General features: G+C 61.8%; 13 protein-coding genes. 11 read left to right on the plus strand and 2 right to left on the minus strand.

Annotated elements, in window-relative coordinates; all coding sequences use genetic code 11:
- The first annotated feature begins 307 nt into the window (after positions 1 to 307).
- The 3 genes from mhpA to ACVWZA_RS20435 are packed head-to-tail and all read left to right on the plus strand — an operon-like array spanning position 308 to position 3,756.
- Entirely contained in the window at positions 308 to 1,927 is a 1,620-nt protein-coding gene (mhpA, locus tag ACVWZA_RS20425; RefSeq protein WP_457313283.1) for a bifunctional 3-(3-hydroxy-phenyl)propionate/3-hydroxycinnamic acid hydroxylase MhpA, read from the plus strand.
- Positions 1,924 to 2,772, plus strand: a complete 849-nt coding sequence (locus ACVWZA_RS20430) for a fumarylacetoacetate hydrolase family protein (protein WP_457313284.1) — start codon at positions 1,924 to 1,926, stop codon at positions 2,770 to 2,772. Before mhpA ends, ACVWZA_RS20430 begins: the two co-directional genes overlap by 4 nt.
- Before the next feature lie 33 nt (positions 2,773 to 2,805).
- On the plus strand, positions 2,806 to 3,756 hold the full coding sequence (locus ACVWZA_RS20435) for a VOC family protein (protein ID WP_457313285.1): 951 nt from the start codon (positions 2,806 to 2,808) through the stop codon (positions 3,754 to 3,756).
- A gap of 132 nt (positions 3,757 to 3,888) precedes the next feature.
- Here ACVWZA_RS20435 and ACVWZA_RS20440 read toward each other — a convergent pair whose 3' ends face one another.
- Both ACVWZA_RS20440 and ACVWZA_RS20445 read right to left on the minus strand, forming a co-directional pair.
- Complete coding sequence (locus ACVWZA_RS20440; protein WP_457313286.1) at positions 3,889 to 5,445, minus strand: family 43 glycosylhydrolase; 1,557 nt, start codon at positions 5,443 to 5,445, stop codon at positions 3,889 to 3,891.
- A 59-nt stretch (positions 5,446 to 5,504) separates the two neighbouring features.
- Complete coding sequence (locus ACVWZA_RS20445) at positions 5,505 to 6,758, minus strand: NAD(P)/FAD-dependent oxidoreductase (RefSeq protein ID WP_457313287.1); 1,254 nt, start codon at positions 6,756 to 6,758, stop codon at positions 5,505 to 5,507.
- Positions 6,759 to 6,806: 48 nt separating this feature from the next.
- Between ACVWZA_RS20445 and ACVWZA_RS20450 the strand changes: the two genes are divergently transcribed.
- The 8 genes from ACVWZA_RS20450 to ACVWZA_RS20485 all read left to right on the plus strand — a co-directional run bounded on the left by ACVWZA_RS20450 (position 6,807) and on the right by ACVWZA_RS20485 (position 18,663).
- Positions 6,807 to 7,727: a dihydrodipicolinate synthase family protein gene (locus ACVWZA_RS20450; RefSeq protein WP_457313288.1), complete on the plus strand. Its 921-nt coding sequence runs from the start codon at positions 6,807 to 6,809 to the stop codon at positions 7,725 to 7,727.
- Between the two features lie 9 nt (positions 7,728 to 7,736).
- On the plus strand, positions 7,737 to 8,735 hold the full coding sequence (locus ACVWZA_RS20455; RefSeq protein ID WP_457313289.1) for a 4-hydroxyproline epimerase: 999 nt from the start codon (positions 7,737 to 7,739) through the stop codon (positions 8,733 to 8,735).
- A 38-nt stretch (positions 8,736 to 8,773) separates the two neighbouring features.
- Positions 8,774 to 9,427, plus strand: a complete 654-nt coding sequence (locus tag ACVWZA_RS20460; RefSeq protein WP_457313290.1) for a GntR family transcriptional regulator — start codon at positions 8,774 to 8,776, stop codon at positions 9,425 to 9,427.
- Positions 9,428 to 9,460: 33 nt separating this feature from the next.
- A complete protein-coding gene (locus tag ACVWZA_RS20465) occupies positions 9,461 to 10,927 on the plus strand; it encodes an amino acid permease (protein ID WP_457313291.1) in 1,467 nt (488 codons plus the stop codon).
- An 88-nt stretch (positions 10,928 to 11,015) separates the two neighbouring features.
- Positions 11,016 to 13,394, plus strand: a complete 2,379-nt coding sequence (locus tag ACVWZA_RS20470; RefSeq protein WP_457313292.1) for a beta-L-arabinofuranosidase domain-containing protein — start codon at positions 11,016 to 11,018, stop codon at positions 13,392 to 13,394.
- A gap of 262 nt (positions 13,395 to 13,656) precedes the next feature.
- Positions 13,657 to 16,398 carry a TonB-dependent receptor gene (locus ACVWZA_RS20475; RefSeq protein WP_457313293.1) on the plus strand — a complete coding sequence of 914 codons (2,742 nt, stop codon included), beginning with the start codon at positions 13,657 to 13,659 and terminating at the stop codon, positions 16,396 to 16,398.
- Between the two features lie 76 nt (positions 16,399 to 16,474).
- Complete coding sequence (locus ACVWZA_RS20480) at positions 16,475 to 18,286, plus strand: hypothetical protein (RefSeq protein WP_457313294.1); 1,812 nt, start codon at positions 16,475 to 16,477, stop codon at positions 18,284 to 18,286.
- Between the two features lie 218 nt (positions 18,287 to 18,504).
- Positions 18,505 to 18,663 (plus strand): hypothetical protein, encoded by a 159-nt coding sequence (locus ACVWZA_RS20485; protein ID WP_457313295.1) that lies wholly within the window; start codon positions 18,505 to 18,507, stop codon positions 18,661 to 18,663.
- Positions 18,664 to 18,724: the final 61 nt, after the last annotated feature.

The following is an 18,724-nucleotide window of genomic DNA, read 5'->3' on the forward strand; positions in this document are numbered from 1 at the left end:
GGGGTTTCGGCCGTTGTGGTCGGTGTGGCGGCAGGAGCGGGAGGCGGCGGAGCATCTTGTGCTGCGCCCTGCGTGCTCCATCCGGCAATCAGGCAACACGTTGCGACGGACGAAAGCCAGTCCTTGCGTGACATAGAAATCCCCTCTCCTCGATCCCGCGGGTCGACCATTCTGGCGGCCCTACGGTCGTATTCGCGTCTTTTTTAGAGCGTCGTTGCGGACAGTTGACTTCAAAGTATCATTCCTGTCAAGATGACATAATCGATACTAAGAAAATAGCGACGCATCGACGTCGATAGGAGGGCAGGTGCCGGAGCTAATCTACGATGTGATCCAGATCGGTTATGGTCCGGTCAGCGAGTCGTTGGCGCTGATGCTCGGTCGGCAGGGCCGATCGGTCGCAGTCTGCGAACGATGGACGACGCGGTATCCGCTGCCCCGCGCGGTCTGCGTCGATCACGAGCTTTATCGCGTCCTCGCGGCGAACGGCATGGGCGGGGTGCTACCGTCAATTACGCACGGCGGGCCGCTCTACCAATGGTTCAACGCCGATTGGAAAGAGCTGCTGGTCATCGACTGGGCAAAGCCATCGATTTCTGGCGGACCGGAGGTCAATTTCGTCCACCAGCCTACGCTCGAGGGTGCGCTCGACACCGAAGTTCGCGAACATCCTAGCGTACAATTGTTTCTCGGATGGGATGCTATTTCGATCGAGCAGGACGAGAAGCTCGCCTATGTCCGTCTTCGGCACGGCGAAACGGGGGAGGAGAAGACTCTTTCCGCACGCTACCTGGTCGGCTGCGACGGCGCCAATTCGATCGTGCGCGATACGATCGGCGGCTCTCTCGAGGACCGCGGCTTCGAAGCCGACTGGCTCGTAATCGACGTTCAGCTCAAGCACGGCGTCACGATCGAGTCACTCGGCATTCCCGCAGCGGGCCAATATTGCAATCCAGTACGTCCGACGACGATCGTGCCTGCCGGCATCCGCGATGGCCGGCTGTTTCGCCGATGGGAATTCATGCGGCTGCCAGGCGAGCGGATCGAAGACCTCGAAAGCGAGGATGCCGTCTGGGCGTTGCTCAAGCCTTGGGCTGGACCGAACGACATCGAGCTGGTTCGGCACAAAGTCTATAATTTTCGCTCGCTGCTGGCCGAGCGGTGGCGCGACCGCCGGCTGTTGGTGGCGGGCGACGCGGCGCACGTCATGCCGCCGTTCATGGGACAAGGCATGTGTTCGGGACTGCGTGATACGTGGAACCTGGCCTGGAAGCTCGGTTTGATTCTTGACGGTAAGTCTGACGATCAGTTGCTGGCCAGCTATCAGGCGGAGCGCATGCCGCACGTCAGCCAGATCACTGACATGGCGATTTATCTGGGCAAGATCATCTGCATTCCCGATCCTGAGGAGGCGGCCGAGCGCGACCGCGCTTTCCTTGGCGGCACCGCGCCGCCGCCGCCGCCCTTCCCGCATCTGACCGACGGATTGCTCCACCACGGCCCGGATGGCTCGGTTAAGCCTGGCGCCGGCCTGCTGTCGCCTCATGTCGAAGTCGAGCAGGGGGGGCGTGTCGAACGGTTCGATGATGTGGTCGAAGCCGGTAGCGGTTTCGTCATCATCGCGCGCGGTGCCGATCCTGAGACCAGGCTGGATGGCATGGCGCACAGGGCGCTGGCCGTCGTCAGCACCCGCTACGTCGCGCTGGACGGGACGGGGGCGAACGGCTGGCACGATCGGGACGGTCGCCTCGATGCCTTCCTCGATGAACAGCACTGGTCGGCGATGATCGTCAGGCCCGACTTTTACGTTTATGGTGGCGTTGCATCAGTCGCCGACCTCCCATCGCTCGCTGCTGCGCTGATTGCCGATCTTGCGGCTGCGGGCGTGCACATCGGCGAGAGTGCCAACCAAAAGGAGCATGCATGAAGCTCGGTCGTATCCAGGCTGCGGACGGGGTGCATCTCGCATCCATCGTCGGCGATTCACTCGTCGACCTCACCACTGCGGGCATTCCCTTTAAAACGATGCGCGCTCTGATTGCGGCGGGTGACGCAGGCCTTGACGCGGCGCGTGTAGCGACCTTGTCCGGGCGGCCGATTGCGCTCGCGGAGGTCCGGCTCCTCGCGCCGGTCGAGCGACCCGGCAAATATCTCGCGATCGGAATGAACTATCAGAAGCATCTCGAAGAGGCCGATAAACTCGGCGTCGCGCGCTCCAAGCACCAGGTCTGGTTCAACAAACAAACGACGTGCGTATCCGGCCCCTATGACGTGATCGAACCGGGGGTGACCGAGAAACTGGACTACGAGGTCGAACTCGGTCTCGTCATCGGTACAGCCGCCAAGGGAGTGACGGTGGAGAATGCCCTTTCCCATGTGTTTGGCTACTTCGTCGCGAACGACGTGTCGGCGCGCGACTGGCAGTTTCACTCGGCAACGTTCACCATGGGCAAGTCGTTCGACACGCACGGCCCGATCGGTCCGTGGATCGTGACAACGGACGAGGTGCCAGATCCACAGGCACTCGATCTGCGCTGCATCGTCAACGGCGAAGTCCGACAGTCGAGCAATACCGCCGGTATGATCCATCCGATCGCTGAACAAATCGCCTATCTCTCGACAGCCTTTACGCTGGAGCCGGGCGACCTGATTGCCTCTGGTACGCCGGAGGGCGTTGGCGTCGGCATGGAGCCGCAGAGTTTCCTCAAGAGCGGCGACGTCGTGCGATGCGAAATCGACGGCATCGGAGCCATCGAGAACCGCGTGGCGTGAGAAGAAACGCCCGTTAACGAATGGAGAAGCGAGATGGCCGTTCGAGGTATGATATCTTACACGCTGGAGGTCCCCGACCTCGACGAAGGCGTGCGATTCTATAGCGATGCCGGACTGTCGGCGACCGTCGATGGCAATGTTGGACGGCTGCGCTGTGCCGGACAGGATCGGGATTCGGTTGTCCTGATCGGCGGGTCACCGATAAAGCGGCTCCATCATGTCTGTCTGCGCGCGGACCGCCTCGACGAGATTTCGGCCGCGGTCGCGCGGCACGGCGGCAAGGTTGTGCCAGAACCACAGGGCTTCGCTGACAACGGATTGTGGGTCGAAGATCCGCACGGGATGCTGCTCCACCTGGTCGAACGCCCTGCCGACCCGCCATTACGGGCGGGGCCGAGTTTTGAGATCAACGGACCGGGGCGTATCGTTCGCACACGTCGCTCCGCGATGCTGCCGGGCCGATCCTATGGTTCCGCCGCACCGTTGCGGCTCGGCCATGTCCTCGTATTTTCGCCCGACGTTCCGACGAGCGTGGCATTCGTCACCCAAGCTTTGGGCATGGGCCTTGCCGATCGGGCTCAGGATATCATCGCATTTTGCTGCGCCCGTAAGGACAGCGACCATCACGTTCTGGCGTTCGCCAAGTCTCCCGGCATCGGCTTTCACCATGGCAGTTTTCAAGTCGCCGACCCCGACGAGGTCGGCCGCAACGGGCGTGCGCTAGTCGAAAAAATGCAAAAAGGCGATTGGGGCGTCGGTCGCCACACCATTGGATCGAACTTCTTTCACTATATCCAGGATCCGTGGGGGTCGTGGTTCGAATATTATTCCGACATGGATTTCATTGACGACTACGCGCTCTGGACTCCTACCAATTACGATATGAAAGACAGCCTTGCCAATTGGGGGCCGTCAGTCCCGAGCGACTTCGTCCATAATTACGAAGTGGATGCAACGTCGACAGCGGGTGCCGTGCCCGATTAGTTTAGCCTCCGTCTCGAAAGGCGAAGTCGTGATTTCGGGACCGGAGGAAATGCTTGGGAACGGCCTCGTCAACGGAGTCTCGCGTCTCAAATGGGTGGCACCCATCTTTGACGGGAAGTGGGGTATCAGCCATCAGTAACGCAAGCCTCGAGCCAGGTTCGCCGAAGCCGGCCGGAGCACCTCCCATTCCTGCACTGCTAGCGCGGCATAGGATTGGTCTGTGCCGGAGGCTTCGAAGGTCGCGCGGATGGCTGTTGTCGAGACCGGCTCGAAGCGGACGGTCTGGTAGCTACCGGCCGCGTTCGGATAGCCGCTGGGATGGCCGACCGGCTTCCAGCTGCCGCCGTCCCAATAGTCGATCCGCCATGATCTTGGCGGCGCCACCCCGGCATTCGCGCCCGCAGCCGCATCAGCCCAGAACCAGATGCGGGATTCGTTCACCGTTACCGGCTTGATCCAGCGATATTGCAGCCATTGGCGTGGCGGATTGTTCGGTGTCCAACTGGCCCACATATCGGGCGGCAGCGGCGCGTCGCGGACGATGCCGTCGTTCAGCGCCTTGATCCAATATTGCAATGGGATCGGCTCGTTGGAAGCACTGGCGATAGCCGTTGGGGCAACGTTGCGGGTCGGCGGCAGCGCCGGCCGGGGCCGCATTGTTGGGGAGAGCGGCAGGATGCGCGCGGGGGTGACAGTGTCGTCCCATTTCAGCTCGTCAATTGCGACACTGCGGCGAAAATGCCCGCCGCCCGCGGCATCGGCCGTATGATAAACGAGATACCATTTGCCCCGGAAAGCCACAACTCCACCGTGCGACGTGGTCGAACTTACAGGCTTTAGGAACACCCCGCGATAGGTCCAGGGCCCGAGCGGCGAGGTCGCGGTGCCATATGCCTGGCAGGCATGATAGACCGCCGGCGTGCAGCCCGAAGCGGGACCCGCCGCATTGCCCGCGTAGATCATGTAATACACGCGCTTGCGCTTCATCAGCCACGGGGCCTCGAAGAATCCCTTGAGTGTATCGACCTTCACAACCGGCCCCCTGGCCGTGACCATGTCGCGCTCCAGTTCAACGCCGCGCAATTGGCCGAAGGTGCCCCAATACAGATAGACCCGGCCGTCATCGTCGATGATCACCGTGGGATCGATGCTTTGCATCTTTTCCGCGCCCGGGGTCAGCGGACCGACGATCGGCCCCGCCGGATGCGCATCCTTCCACGGCCCTGTGATGTGATCCGCAACGGCAACGCCGATCACAGAGCGGTCATTGTCCTTGTACGTGGGCGTTTCCTTGATCGCTACCGGTGCGTAGAGGTAAAATCTCTTGTCCTGCCCGCGAACGATCTGTGCGGCATAGGCATGGCCCGGCTCGGCCCAGCCGAAGATCTGTTCGGGGCGCAGGAATGCCGGATAATGCCGCCATTTGCCCGAAGCGGCTCCGCGTGTGGCGAACATCTGCCACTCGTTCATCACGAAGCCGCCATCGCGCGAACCCGCTTCGTCATGCCCGGCAATGACATACAGCGTATCGTCAGCGACGATCGGGGCCGGATCGGCGGAATAATAGCTACCATCGGCGATGATCGGATTGCCCGGCACAGCAATGTCGCGCGGCGTGCCGGCGGTCTGTGCAAATGCTGTGCCGGTGAGTGCCACCGCGGCGCACATCGATCTCAACATCCAGCGCATGATAATTCCTATTTGTCAGACAAATTGTCTCTATAGCCGGTTTTGTCTGTGCGCAATCGCTACCGCCAGTTCTTCCGAAATCGGGTCAGCGAAAACGGGCCGAGATCGATCGGTGTGCGATCGCCCATCACCAAGTCGGCGATCCGTTCGGCCGTGGTTGCGGCAAGCGTCAGGCCGAGATGATTGTGCCCGAAGGCGTAGAATATGTTGGGCGCGTGCAGACTCACGCCGATCGCTGGCAAATAGTCGGGCAGGGTCGGGCGCGCGCCCATCCAACGCGTGACCGGATCCTGCATCGGCAGGCCGAGTGTCGCGAGATGACTTGCCAGCCGTTGCCATTTCGCCGGATCTGCCGGCGCGTCGCGGCGCGCGAATTCGACGAAGCTTGCCGCACGCAACCCTTCGCGGAAGCGGGTCACGATCATCGACCGGTCTTCAAACACCACCGGTGGCATGGTTTCCGGCCAGCCGGGCGCCTGGCCTTGCAGATGATAACCGCGCTCCGCAATGAGCGGCGCACGGTGCCCGAGCGGGGCGAGCAGGTCTGCTGATGCGATCCCGGCGGTAACCAGAACCCGGTCCGCCGGAAAGGGGGTGCCATCGACTGCCAGGCGCCCGATTCCGTTGCAGGCGGACAGTGTCGCCCTGCCGGCCACGCGCGAGCCGCCACAATCTCGGAAATGTCGTTCGAGTGCGCCGGCGAGCGCCGGGAGGGATATAATCTGCGCGGTCCCGCTGAATCGGATCGCATCCACCACTGGCGCGAGCGCGCGCAGGCCGTTCAGTTCGTCTTCGGTCGCATCGCGAAAGCGGGCATTGCCGGTGTCGGTCCGTGCCCAGGCCGCACGGCCGTTGGCCGCGGTCGCAATGCTTTCCCAGGCGACGAAATGACCGTCCTCGCGCAACAGGTCGGCAGCACCGATCTCCCCCAATAACGTTCGCCACGCGGGCAGCGCATCGGCGAGCAACGTCTTGAGTGCGGCGGTGCCGCGATCATGATCCCTTGCCGCAACTGCCATCCGCAGACCAAAGGGAAGCCATGCAGCAACTTCGCGCGGCGGCAGTGCCACCGGACCGCCGCCGCTGAACCGCCGCCGCCACACGCTTCGAAGTGCGGCGGGCGAGGCAAGCGGCTCGGCCTGCTCGATCGCAATGTGCCCGGCATTGCCCCATGATGCCGCGTCGCTTTCGCCGCCGCGATCGACCAAGGTGACATGCCAGCCCAGCCGCTGCAGCGTGATTGCCGCGGCGAGCCCGATGACCCCCGCACCGACGACGATAACGCTTGGCACATTTGGAAATGGGGGTAGCATCGGCTATTATTATATCGTATACAAAGATGCGGCAAGTGGAGGGCAGCAGTGCGGACACGAAATTTATGGCACGGGGTTTACCCCGCGGCGACAACCCAATTCAATGAAGCGCTTGCGGTGGATTTGGACGCCACGCAGGCCGTACAGGTTGCGCTGGTCGATGACGGTGTTGATGGTCTGGTGCTGCTCGGAACCTGCGGCGAAAACAATTCGCTCGAGCCGCACGAAAAACGCACGGTGCTACGCGCTGCGCGTGAGGCTGTCGGCGGCCGGGTACCGCTCGTTGCCGGAGTTTCGGAGATGACGACGGAACGCGCCATCGCCTATGCCAGCGAGGCTGAAGCGATCGGGATCGACGCGCTGATGCTATTGCCGGCGATGGTCTATGTGCCGACACCCGACGAACTATGTCATCATTTCCGCGCCGTTGCCGAGGCGACCAGCCTGCCGATCATGCTCTATAACAATCCTCCGGCCTACCGAGTCGCCATCGGCTTCGACACGCTCGATCGGCTGGCCGATCTTCCCAATATCGTTGCGGTCAAGGAGAGCGCGCCCGATTCGCGGCGCTTTACCGACATGATAAATCGCTATGGTGGTCGTTTCACGTTGATGGCCGGGCTCGACGATATTGCGCTCGAGGGGTTGATGCTCGGCGCGGCGGGCTGGGTTTCCGGGCTGACCAGCGCGTTTCCCATGGAATCGGTGGCGCTGGTCGCGGCGGTCGATCGCGGTGATCTGGCGGAGGCGCGGCGCATCTATCGCTGGTTCATGCCTTTGCTGCATCTCGATGCCGATCACGATCTGGTCCAGTCGATCAAGCTCGCGGAGCAGATCATGGGCCGGGGATCGGAACGCGTGCGGATGCCGCGCCAGCCGCTGGCCGGCGCACGCCGCGATGAAGTTATAGCGATGGTCGAGCGGGCGCGCGACACTCGTCCGATCCGCGATCTCGCCGCAGTCGCCTGAACGGGCTGCATGCGCCACACCTTCTTCTGCATCGACGGCCATACCGCCGGTAATCCAGTGCGGCTGGTGGCCGGAGGGGCACCGCTGCTGCGCGGCGCCGATATGGCGGAGCGGCGGCAGGATTTTCTGAAAAGATTCGACTGGGTCCGCACCGGCCTGTGTTTCGAACCGCGCGGGCACGATATGATGTCGGGCGGCTTCCTCTACCCGCCAGCCGATCCGGCGAACGATGCGGGCATCCTGTTCATCGAAACGTCCGGATGCCTGCCGATGTGTGGGCACGGCACGATCGGAATGGTAACGTTCGGCCTGGAGCACGGCCTAATCATCCCGCGCACGCCAGGGCGGCTCTCGATCGAGGTGCCCGCCGGGATGGTCCAGGCCGATTATACGGTGGAGCGCGACAAAGTGATTTCGGTGTGCGTTCGCAACGTCGCCTCTTATCTCGCCGAAACCGACATCATGATCGAGGTGCCGGGCTTGGGGCCGCTCAGCGTAGACGTCGCTTATGGCGGCAATTTCTACGCCATCGTCGAGCCCCAGGGCGCGTATTCCGGCATCGATGCGTTTGACGCATCGCGGCTGATCTCACTCAGTCGTGAGGTTCGGGCGCTCGTCCGCGCCAGGATTGAACCGGTCCATCCCGAGAATTCCTCCATACGCGGCGTCAGCCACGTCTTGTGGGCAGACGTGCCCAAGGCGGCGGACGCCGACGGGCGCAATGCGGTCTTCTACGGCGAGCGCGCGATCGATCGCAGCCCGTGCGGCACCGGCACCTCGGCGCGGCTGGCGCAGCTTCACGCGACGGGCCGCCTGAATGTCGGCGACAGATTCGTCCATGAAAGCTATATCGGCAGCCGCTTCACCGGGCGCGTGGAGGGCGTTACCCAAGTGGGCGGCCGACCGGCGATCGTCCCGTCGATCGAGGGATCGGCGGTGGCAACGGGTTTCAACACGATCTGGATCGATCGCACCGATCCTTTCCATGCTGGTTTCAGCGTCGTTTGAGTGCAGACTAGCGGGGGAAATGGATCGATGGGAATGGCATGGCAGGATTGATCGTCCGGACGCTCTCCAACCAGCTTGTCGATCTGGTGCGCGATCGCATTCTTTCGGGCGAAGCAGCGCCCGACATGCCGATCCGGCAGGATGCGCTCGCCTCCGAACTGGGGGTCAGCAAAATTCCGCTACGTGAGGCGCTCGCGCGGCTGGCCGAGGAGGGGCTGATCGTCAGCCGCGCCAATCGCGGTTTCTTCGTTACAGCGTTGACGACCGAAGAAGCCGAGGAGGTCTATGCGTTGCGCCTGAAGCTGGAGCCGCAGGAGACCGCCCGCGCCGCAGGCCAGGCCGATGATACCGAGCGCGCGACAGCGTGTGCAGCGCTGGCCGCGCTCGAATCATCGACCAGCGCGCATGCCGACGATGTCGGACGGCTCAACCGTTCGTTTCATCTGGCGCTGATCCGGCCCGGCAGGCAGCGCGTGACCGGAAACTTTCTGGAGCGGCTGCACGTGATGGCCGACCGCTATGTCCGCAAACACCTCGAGCCGACCGGCCGCGATCGCCGTGCCAACGATGAACATCAGCAAATCATGAGCGCGTGGCTGGCGCGTGACACGGTGGCGATCGAAGCGCTGATCGCGACTCACATCGGCCGGACGCTGGACGATCTCCGGCTCCAACTCGACGCGGCGGAATAAGCCCGCGCGCAAGCGCTTTCAGGGAGACACAGGATGCATGGTGGAATGTTCGGGCCGCTCAAGCCGATCGACCGGCATGGTGGGGGCCGCGAAGGACAGCGATTGCGACCAACACTTTCCTGGCCGCATCTGGTCGCCCTTGGCGTCGGCGCGATCGTCGGCACTGGGATCTATACGTTGACCGGCGTGGGGGCCGATCGCGCCGGACCGGCGGTTATATTGGCCTTCGCTATTGCCGGAGCAGTGTGCGCCTGCGCCGCGCTCGCTTATGCCGAACTCGCCACGTTGATTCCGACTGCGGGCAGCGCCTACACCTATACCTATTCGGTGCTCGGCGAGACGCTGGCCTGGGTGGTCGGCTGGAGCTTGATCCTTGAATATTCGTTGGCCTGTTCGACCGTGGCGGTCGGCTGGTCTGCGCATGTCGTCGGCGTGATCGAGGCAGGCGGTATTCACCTGCCGCAGTGGCTGCTGGTCGGCCCGCACGGCGGCGGGATAGTCAATCTGCCGGCGGTGTTGGTCGCGCTGGCGATCGCCGGATTGCTGATGGCGGGCACCAAGGAAAGCGCGACGCTCAATATCGTTCTGGTGATCGTAAAGCTCGTCGCGCTCACCGCATTCGTGGCGATCGTCGCGCCCGCATTCAACGGCGACAATCTCCATCCATTCATGCCGTACGGCTTTGGCAGCCATGTCGAGGGCGACAAGGTGCGTGGGGTGATGGCGGCGGCGGCGATCGTGTTCTTCGCCTTTTTCGGCTTCGATGCGGTCTCCACTTCGGCGGAGGAAGCCAAGAATCCGGGGCGCGACCTGACGATCGGTATTATCGGATCGATGGCAGCGTGCACCTTGATCTACATGGCGGTCGCGTTCTCGGCGGTGGGCGCAGTTGACTATCGTGCTTTTGCCGCCTCTGCCGAGCCGCTCGCCTTCGTCCTCCGCGCGCTCGAACATCCGCTGGCCGCGACATTGGTGGCGGGCGCGGCAATTGTCGCGTTGCCGTCGGTGATTCTGGTGATGATGTACGGGCAGAGCCGCATCTTCTTCGTCATGGCGCGCGACGGGCTGCTCCCCGAACGGCTGAGCCGGGTCAATGCGCGGACCGGCGCGCCGGTGCTGATCACGGGGGTGACGGGCGTGTTCGTCGCGGCCGTCGCAGGCTTCTTCCGGCTCGACGAGATCGCCGAACTGTCCAACGCCGGCACGCTGATCGCGTTCATTGCAGTTGCGGCATGCATGATGGTGCTACGCAAGACCCGGCCAGAACTGAAGCGGGTATTTACCTGCCCGGTGCCCTATGTCGTCGGGACGCTGGCGATCCTTGGCTGCCTGTACCTGATGATCAGCCTGCCCGGTGCAACGCTGCTGCGCTTTATCGGCTGGAACGCGATCGGCGTGATCGTCTATCTTGCTTATGGCCGCCGCCGCAGCGTCGCCCGGAGGCCGAGGGAAGCGCTCACAGATGCGGGCGAGACGATGCCGCCGGCGCCTTTCGTCTAAAAAACTTCGACCACAAATCGCACAGTTCACAAATGGTCTTTTATACTATATTAGTAGGACAAATAAAACTGGTCGATAGGAATGACGCATGATCCGGCGACGTGAACTTCTGCTTGGTGGTGGCGCGCTTGGTGCATTTCTTGCCACCGCGCCGCAGGTGTGGGCGAAGACCGTGATCGGCAATGCCGCGCTCCCCGCAAGCGCCAAGCCGTTTCCGCTTTCGGCGGTGCGCCTAACGCCGTCGGTGTTCCTCGACGCGGTCGAGGGCAACCGGCGCTTTCTGCTGTGGCTCGAGCCCGATCGGCTGCTGCATAATTATCGCAACAATGCCGGGCTCGGGCCCAAGGGCAAGCTGTATGGCGGGTGGGAGCAGGATACGATCGCGGGCCATACGCTTGGCCATTATCTCTCGGCCTTGGCATTGATGTATGCGCAGACCGGCGACATCGAGATGAAGCGCCGCGCCGATTATATCGTCGATCAGCTAGCCGAATGTCAGGCGGCGGAGGGCGATGGCTATGTCGCAGGGTTTACGCGAAAGCGCGGCGAGATCGTTGAGAATGGCAAGCTGATTTTTCCCGAGTTGATGCGCGGCGAAATCCGTTCCCAGGGCTTCGATCTCAACGGCAGCTGGGTGCCGCTGTACAATTGGCACAAACTTTATGCCGGGCTGTTCGACGTGCAGACATGGTGCGGCAACGCCAAGGGGATCGCGATCGCAACCGCGCTGGGCGGGTACATCGACAAGGTTTTCGCCGCGCTGGATGACGATCAGGTGCAGAAGGTGCTGGATTGCGAGCATGGCGGGATCAACGAAAGCTTTGCTGAACTCTATGCCCGAACCAAAGACGCGCGCTGGTTGAAGCTGGCCGAACGGCTGCGCCACAAGAAGGTTCTCGATCCGCTCACCCGCGGCGAGGATATTCTGCCCAATCACCATGCCAACACCCAAATCCCCAAGCTGATCGGCCTCGCTCGGCTGCACGAGTTGACCGGCGATGTCGGGCAGGGCGCCGCGCCGCGCTTCTTCTGGGATACGGTGACGCGCGACTATAGCTATGTGATCGGCGGCAATGCCGACCGCGAATATTTCCCCGCGCCGCGCACTATCTCGCGCCATATCACCGAGAGTACGTGCGAGAGCTGCAACAGCTATAACATGCTGAAGCTCACGCGGCATCTCTATGCATGGCGACCCCAGGCGCATTTGTTCGACTATTACGAACGGACGCACCTCAACCACATCCTCGCCCAGCAGGATCCGGCGACCGGCAAATTCGCCTATATGGTGCCGATGGCGTCCGGTGCGGCACGCGGCTGGTCCGATCCCGAATACAGCTTCTGGTGCTGCGTCGGCTCGGGGATGGAAAGCCACGCCAAGCACGGCGAATCGATCTGGTGGGAAGGCGGCGATACGCTGCTGGTCAACCTCTTCATCCCTTCCACGTTGGACTGGAAGGCGCGGCATGCGAAGGTCTCGCTGGAAACCGGTTATCCCTTTGACGGCAAGATTGGAGTCGTCATCTCGGCACTGGCCAAGCCGCAGACGTTCGCGATCGCGCTGCGCATTCCGTCCTGGAGTCAGGGCGCTACCGTGATGGTGAACGACAAACCCAATCCGCTGATCCGGGCCGACGGCTATGCAATCATCCGCCGCAACTGGCGTGCGGGGGACCGCGTGACGCTCGATCTGCCGCTCACGTTGCGCAGCGAGGCGACAAATGACGATCCGGACGTGATTGCGCTGCTACGCGGGCCGCTGGTGCTCGCCGCCGATGTCGGCCCGGCCGACAAGGAGTTTGCCGGCCCGGCCCCGGCGCTGATCGGCGCGAATGTGCTCGACGGCTTCGTTCCCGCAGAGGGCGGCCCGGCACACTATCGCACCACCGGCGTGCTGCGGCCCGAGCAATTGACCTTTGCGCCATTTTTCCAGCAACGGCAGCGCCGCACAGCAGTTTATTTCCGGCGCTTCACTGAGACCGGCTGGCAGGCCAACCGCGCCGTGTATGTTGCGGCGGAAGCCAGGCGCCGCGAAGTCGAAGCGCGCACCGTCGATCTTATTCATCTGGGCGAAATGCAGCAGGAGCGCGACCACAAGGTGGAATCAAAGGAAAGCTATCCAATCGCCTATCGCGGCCGCAACGGGCGCGATGCGCGCAAGGGCGGCTATATCGAATTCGAGATGAAGGCGCGGTCCGGCCCGCTTGTGCTGCAAGCGAGCTATTGGGGGGACGAACGCCCCGCGCGGTTCGACATCCTGGTCGATGGCACCAAGGTGGCAACGCAGACGTTGGGTGGTGGCGCATCGACGCTCGAATTCATCGACGTGGATTATCCGCTGCCCTCCGAGCTGACCGAAGGCAAGGCGACGCTCAAAGTGCGGTTTCAGCCAGCTGCGGGCGAATCGCGCTGCGGGCCGATCTACGATGTGCGCGTCTATGTCGCACAGGCAGCAGCCAAAGCTTGATCGGTCCCCCAAGTCCCAAAAATTGATGTCGAATTTGTTACTGGCGTCTCTCTATTTGTCGTAGTATACAATACACGATTCGGGATTGGCTCAGGAAAGGGCGAGTCGTGAGAATGAGCAAGTGGCAAGATAAGGACGCGGTTTTCCGCCGGTTACACAGTCCGGGCGGGGTCATGGCGGATCGCCAGGCTGGTGCCCGCGCAAGCTCGCAAAGAGAAAGTCTTCAGGGCTTCGAATATCGGGAAAATCAAAGGGGGGAATTATGAAAATTCGCACGAAACTCATCACCGGTACCGCCAGCGGCATTCTGGCGATTGCGCTGGTCAGCCCGGCGCTCGCGCAATCCGCGAGCATCGACGATCGCCAAGGTGTTCAGGCGGCCGAGGATCCGGACGGCGACGGCAAGGACGATTACGGCAACGACATCGTCGTCATCGGCATCCGCAGCAGCCTTCAGAAGGCTGCGAACAAGAAGCGCAACGCGAAGCAGATCGTCGATGCCGTGGTCGCCGAAGATGTCGGCAAGCTGCCCGACAACAATGTACCCGAGGCGCTGGCGCGGGTGCCCGGCGTGCAGATCGATCGGATTCATGGCGAAGGCAGCGGTGTTGCGATCCGCGGCTTGACCGACATCCAGACAACGGTGAACGGCTACAACAACGCGGTTGGCGGCTCGCGCACAAGCAATCTCTCCGATATTCCGGCCGAATTGCTAAAATCGGTCGAGGTCTACAAGACCCGAACCGCCGATCAGGTCGAGGGTGGCATCGGCGGCACTGTGAATGTCGAACTGCGCCGTCCGCTCGATCTTCCCAAGGGATTGACCGTCGCGGGCAGCTTTCGCGAAGTGTTTTCCAACATTGGCAACACCAAAAGCCCCTATGCTAGCTTGCTGCTTGCCGATCGCTTCGACACCGGTATCGGTGAGTTCGGCATTCTGGTGAACGCGGCTTACACCAAGAACAATTACAACGAAAATTTCATCGAGAGCGAATCCCCCGGGCTATTTTTCGGTAGCGACCAGACGAGCCTGCCAGCTAACAGGCAGATGAACACGATCGCGCCCTATGCTGTCAATTATGGTGTTGAGGCCGGTTCGATCGAGCGGCGCTCGGTTAATGTCTCGACCCAATGGCGGCCGAGCGACAATCTCGAATTCGTACTCGAAGGCTCGTATTTCGGCAGCAGAGAGACGCGTGCCAGGGACCGGCTTCACCTCGTCATCCGTAACGGCAACTATAACCTATCTAACGTGACCTATCAGCCCGATGACCGGACCGTGCGAACCGTGACTGTCACACAGCCGCTGGGCTTCCTCAACGGCGGACCGGAATCCTATTACCAGAACGTCGATTCGGACAATTATCAGACAAACTTTGAAACCCATTGGCATGACGATAACACGCAGATCAACGGCAGTGTCCAGTATAACTGGAGTAAGTCACGTGGCTACGATCTATTGTCCATCGTCCGGCTGAAAGGCGTCACCAGCGCGACGGCGGATTTTAATTCACCAAACGTACCCGGCGGCGGACCCTACATTACCTTCAATGGCGTCGATCTCAGCGACGTCTCACGCTACAGCCTGCAAAACTTCCACGACGAGCTGTCGAACGAAAAGAATAATGAGTTCGCCAGTCAGATCGATCTAACCCACAAGACTAGCGACACCGGTTTGCTGCGCAGCTTTCAGATCGGTGCGCGCTATTCGCGCCGTAACACCAATCGTATCTACGGCTATCGGGACTCCTTTCCGATCGTTAACGGGGCATCGCCGGACTTGACTGCGTTCCCGACCGGCGCGCAATACACATCGACCACGCCCGATATTCCCGGCTTCGCCGCGCCGACCTGGTACCATCTGTCAGGGCCGGCGCTGGCCGACAATATCGCAGACGTGCGCAGCTATCTCGCCACGCGTGCCACATGCTGCGGCGTCAATTATTGGGCGCTTGAATACCCCGCCCTTCAGCAGGTCGGCGGCGGCTCCGGCTATAAATCGCGTGAAAATACGTTCGCCGCCTATGCGCAGATAAACTACGCTATCGACATCGGCTTTCCAATCGATGGGGTCATCGGCGCTCGGGCAGTAAATACCTGGGGTGCGATCTCCAGCACGTCGGCATCGATCGCCAACCCGACTGGTGTGATTACGGTCCGCGACAATAGCGGCCGGGGTAACTATCTAGATCTACTGCCAAGCGCGAATGCGGTGCTTCACTTCACGCCAAAGTTACAGCTTCGTCTCGCTTATACAAAAAACGTTCAACGGCCAAATTTCCTGGATCTCAGCCCGTTCGTCGTCATCAACGGATTCGATACCAACAACGTTTTTGCCGGAAACCCGAACCTAAAGGCGAACAAGGAAAATAGCTACGATGCGTCGCTTGAGTATTATTTCGGGCGCGCTGGATCGATCACTGCGGCGGCCTATCTGAAAAAGCCCAATGGCTTCATTTATTATAGCGGGCTATCCCAGTTCGTCCCCGAATTAGGCCGCGAAGCTACGGTCTTCACCAATCGCAACGCTGGCCCTGGCACCTTCCAGGGCTTCGAGGTTTCCGCGCAGACCTTTTTCGATTTCCTGCCTGATTTCTGGCGCAATTTCGGAGTGAGCGCCAATGCGACCTATCTGGCGAAGGGTGAAATCAAATATCCGGACGGCAGCGACAATGCCGCGATCGGGCTGTCGAAATATACCTACAATCTCGCGTTCTACTACGATACCCCGGTGTTCAGCGCTCGCGTAGCCTACAACTACCGTGCGCGCTATCGCCTGTCGGTGCAGTCGGACTTCCCGGAATATTCGCTGTACAACGATCCAACTTCGCGACTCGATGCGGCGATCAACTTCACGCCGGTCAAGTTCCTGACACTCAGCGTTGAGGCTGCGAACCTGCTCAAGAACTCCAATCGAGTTTACTGGGGCAGGGACCGGTTGCTGCCGCAAGGTCTGCGCGTTCAGGCGCGCACGATCCAGGCCAGCGCGCGCTTCCGCTTCTGATGCGGCAGAGGCGCGTAATTTACCATCATGATCTGGCGTCGCATTTCCCGGCGTTACTGTAATCAAGGGATACGTCATGCGCGATACGATCAGTCGGCGGAATGTGCTGGCCGGGGCGGTTGGCCTGGGCGCGGCGCAGGCGCTGGGCGTCACGCCGGCGATTGCGGGCCAGGCCGCAAAGCCGGTCGCGGCGGGCGATGCCCGGTTGCCGATCGGCGGCGTGCCCGAGGCGCGCGGCCTGAAGCTGTTCACCAGCATCGACGGCGTGAAGCTGTTCGGGATGCAGAAGTTCAGCTTTGCGTGGCCCGAGCCTGCCGCCGAATTCGCCGGCCTGCATTTCGCCTTTGAAATCCTGACGTTCGAGAATGCCTATGCGGTCGATCCGGATAAGGTGCGGCTGGAACGCACAGCGAATGCGCTGATCTTCACCGCGACCGGCTTTACCTGGGCAGGCGGGCAGGAAAAGCATCCCGGACGGCTGGTCGCCCGGCTCGAACGGCGCAACGATGGCGCGATCCGCTGGAGCGTCGAAACCGATTTCGACACCCCCGTAAAATCGATCAAGACGATCGTGCGCGGGCTGCCGCGTGGGCGCTTTTCAATCGGGGCGAACGACTGGCAGGACCTGGGCGATATCGACGTGAAGGCGGAATATCCGCTGCTCGCGGGCGGCATGGCGACGCCGCTGGTGGCGATCGAGGCGGCGAGCGACAAACGCGTATGGGGCATCTCCGCTATTCAGCACGAGGTTCGCACCACGCGCTTCCTGTTCCAGCCCGGTCCGGATGCCTATCGCACCGAATTGATCTACGAACAGGCGGGCTGGCAAAAAACCAGCGCGGTGAAGACCCATGTGTGGGAAATCGTCATCGTGCCCGATTTCGCCGCCTTGGCCGATCGCCACTTCACGCGGCTAGGCACCGATCTCGGTATCCCCGCCGATCTCCAATCGCGCCCCGACGCGCCGGAATGGATGAAGCAGGTCGCGCTGGTGCTGACGCTGCACGGCATGCATTGGTCGGGCTTCATCTTCAACGATTACGCGCGCCAGCTCGAGATTTTGAAATGGGTTGCGACGCAGATCGATCCCAGGAATGTGCTCGCTTTTTTGCCTGCATGGGACGGGCGCTACTACTGGAATTATCCTCGCTACGCGGTCGATGCGCGGATGGGCGGCGAGGAGGGTTTTCGCAGATTGATGACCGCAGGCCGCAAGCTAGGCTTCCGCTTTGCGCCAATGTATGGATCGAACGTCGCCAATCCGCGCATCCCTGAATTTGCCGGCGTCCGCGATGCGCAGGCGATGACGATCAACGATTTCCCGATGACCAATGGCGAAGGCGTGGATTGGGACGGCGATCGCAGCCCGGAGCCGTTGCCGTTCATGAACCTGGCGGTGCCGAGCTACCGCAACCACATGATCGAGCGCATTTCGCACATGATCTCGACCTATGGTGCGGATGCCTATTTCCTCGATCTGTGCGGTACGTGGGACAATAATCCGCATGGCGATATGCTGCTAGGGCTGAAGGCGATGATCGATGAACTGGCGCGCCGCCACCCCGGCGTCGTGCCGATTGGCGAGATGCTGTTCGATGCGCAGATGCCGATCGTGCCGATGACGCATGTCGGGCGCTTCTACATGCACAAGGGCTATTTCGGGAAGCGCGAGGCGGTTTTCAGCCACCTGATCGCGGCGGCACCGGGGAAAGGATCGACCGGCGTGCACGAGGCCGGGTTTGGCTATCCATCGACGATCAGCGAGGAACAGGGATCAATCCCGACCGCGATCTTCGTCGATGATACGTTCAGCGATTATCGCAAGGAAACCGCCGAGGCGATCGCTCGCGCCAAGCGCCGTTTCGCCAAACGTGGCGGTCGCACCTAAAAGGGACCCGCCCGCGGGCTCGATTGTCCCGGACTGCGCTTGATCGAGTTCCACAGCTCGGGCGAGCGTATCTGGTGCTGACCACCGACTGGTACGGCCCGATACCGATGGAGCAACTGACCGTCAGGCAAGGCGTAGCGCGGTTCCCGACCGGCAACCGCAATCCCAATCTGCCGCGCAGGGAATGGACCGCCCGGCGTATTGATGGGTAGCTGCGAATGACGGGTGACATCTGGTACCAGCAGGTTGATTTCGCGCGTCGGGGCAGTCCGGCTGAGCGCGTGGTAGGCTTCACGCTGGCCGGACCGTTGCCGCTGATCCGCACGCTCGCGACCGATGGGCTGGCACCGACGCCGCTATTGGGCTGGAGCAATTGAACAAGTTCGGTACAGAGATCGACGATGTCGCGATCCGGCGGATGGCGGACGCGACGCCGTA

Source organism: Sphingomonas sp. UYAg733 (genome assembly GCF_054057355.1).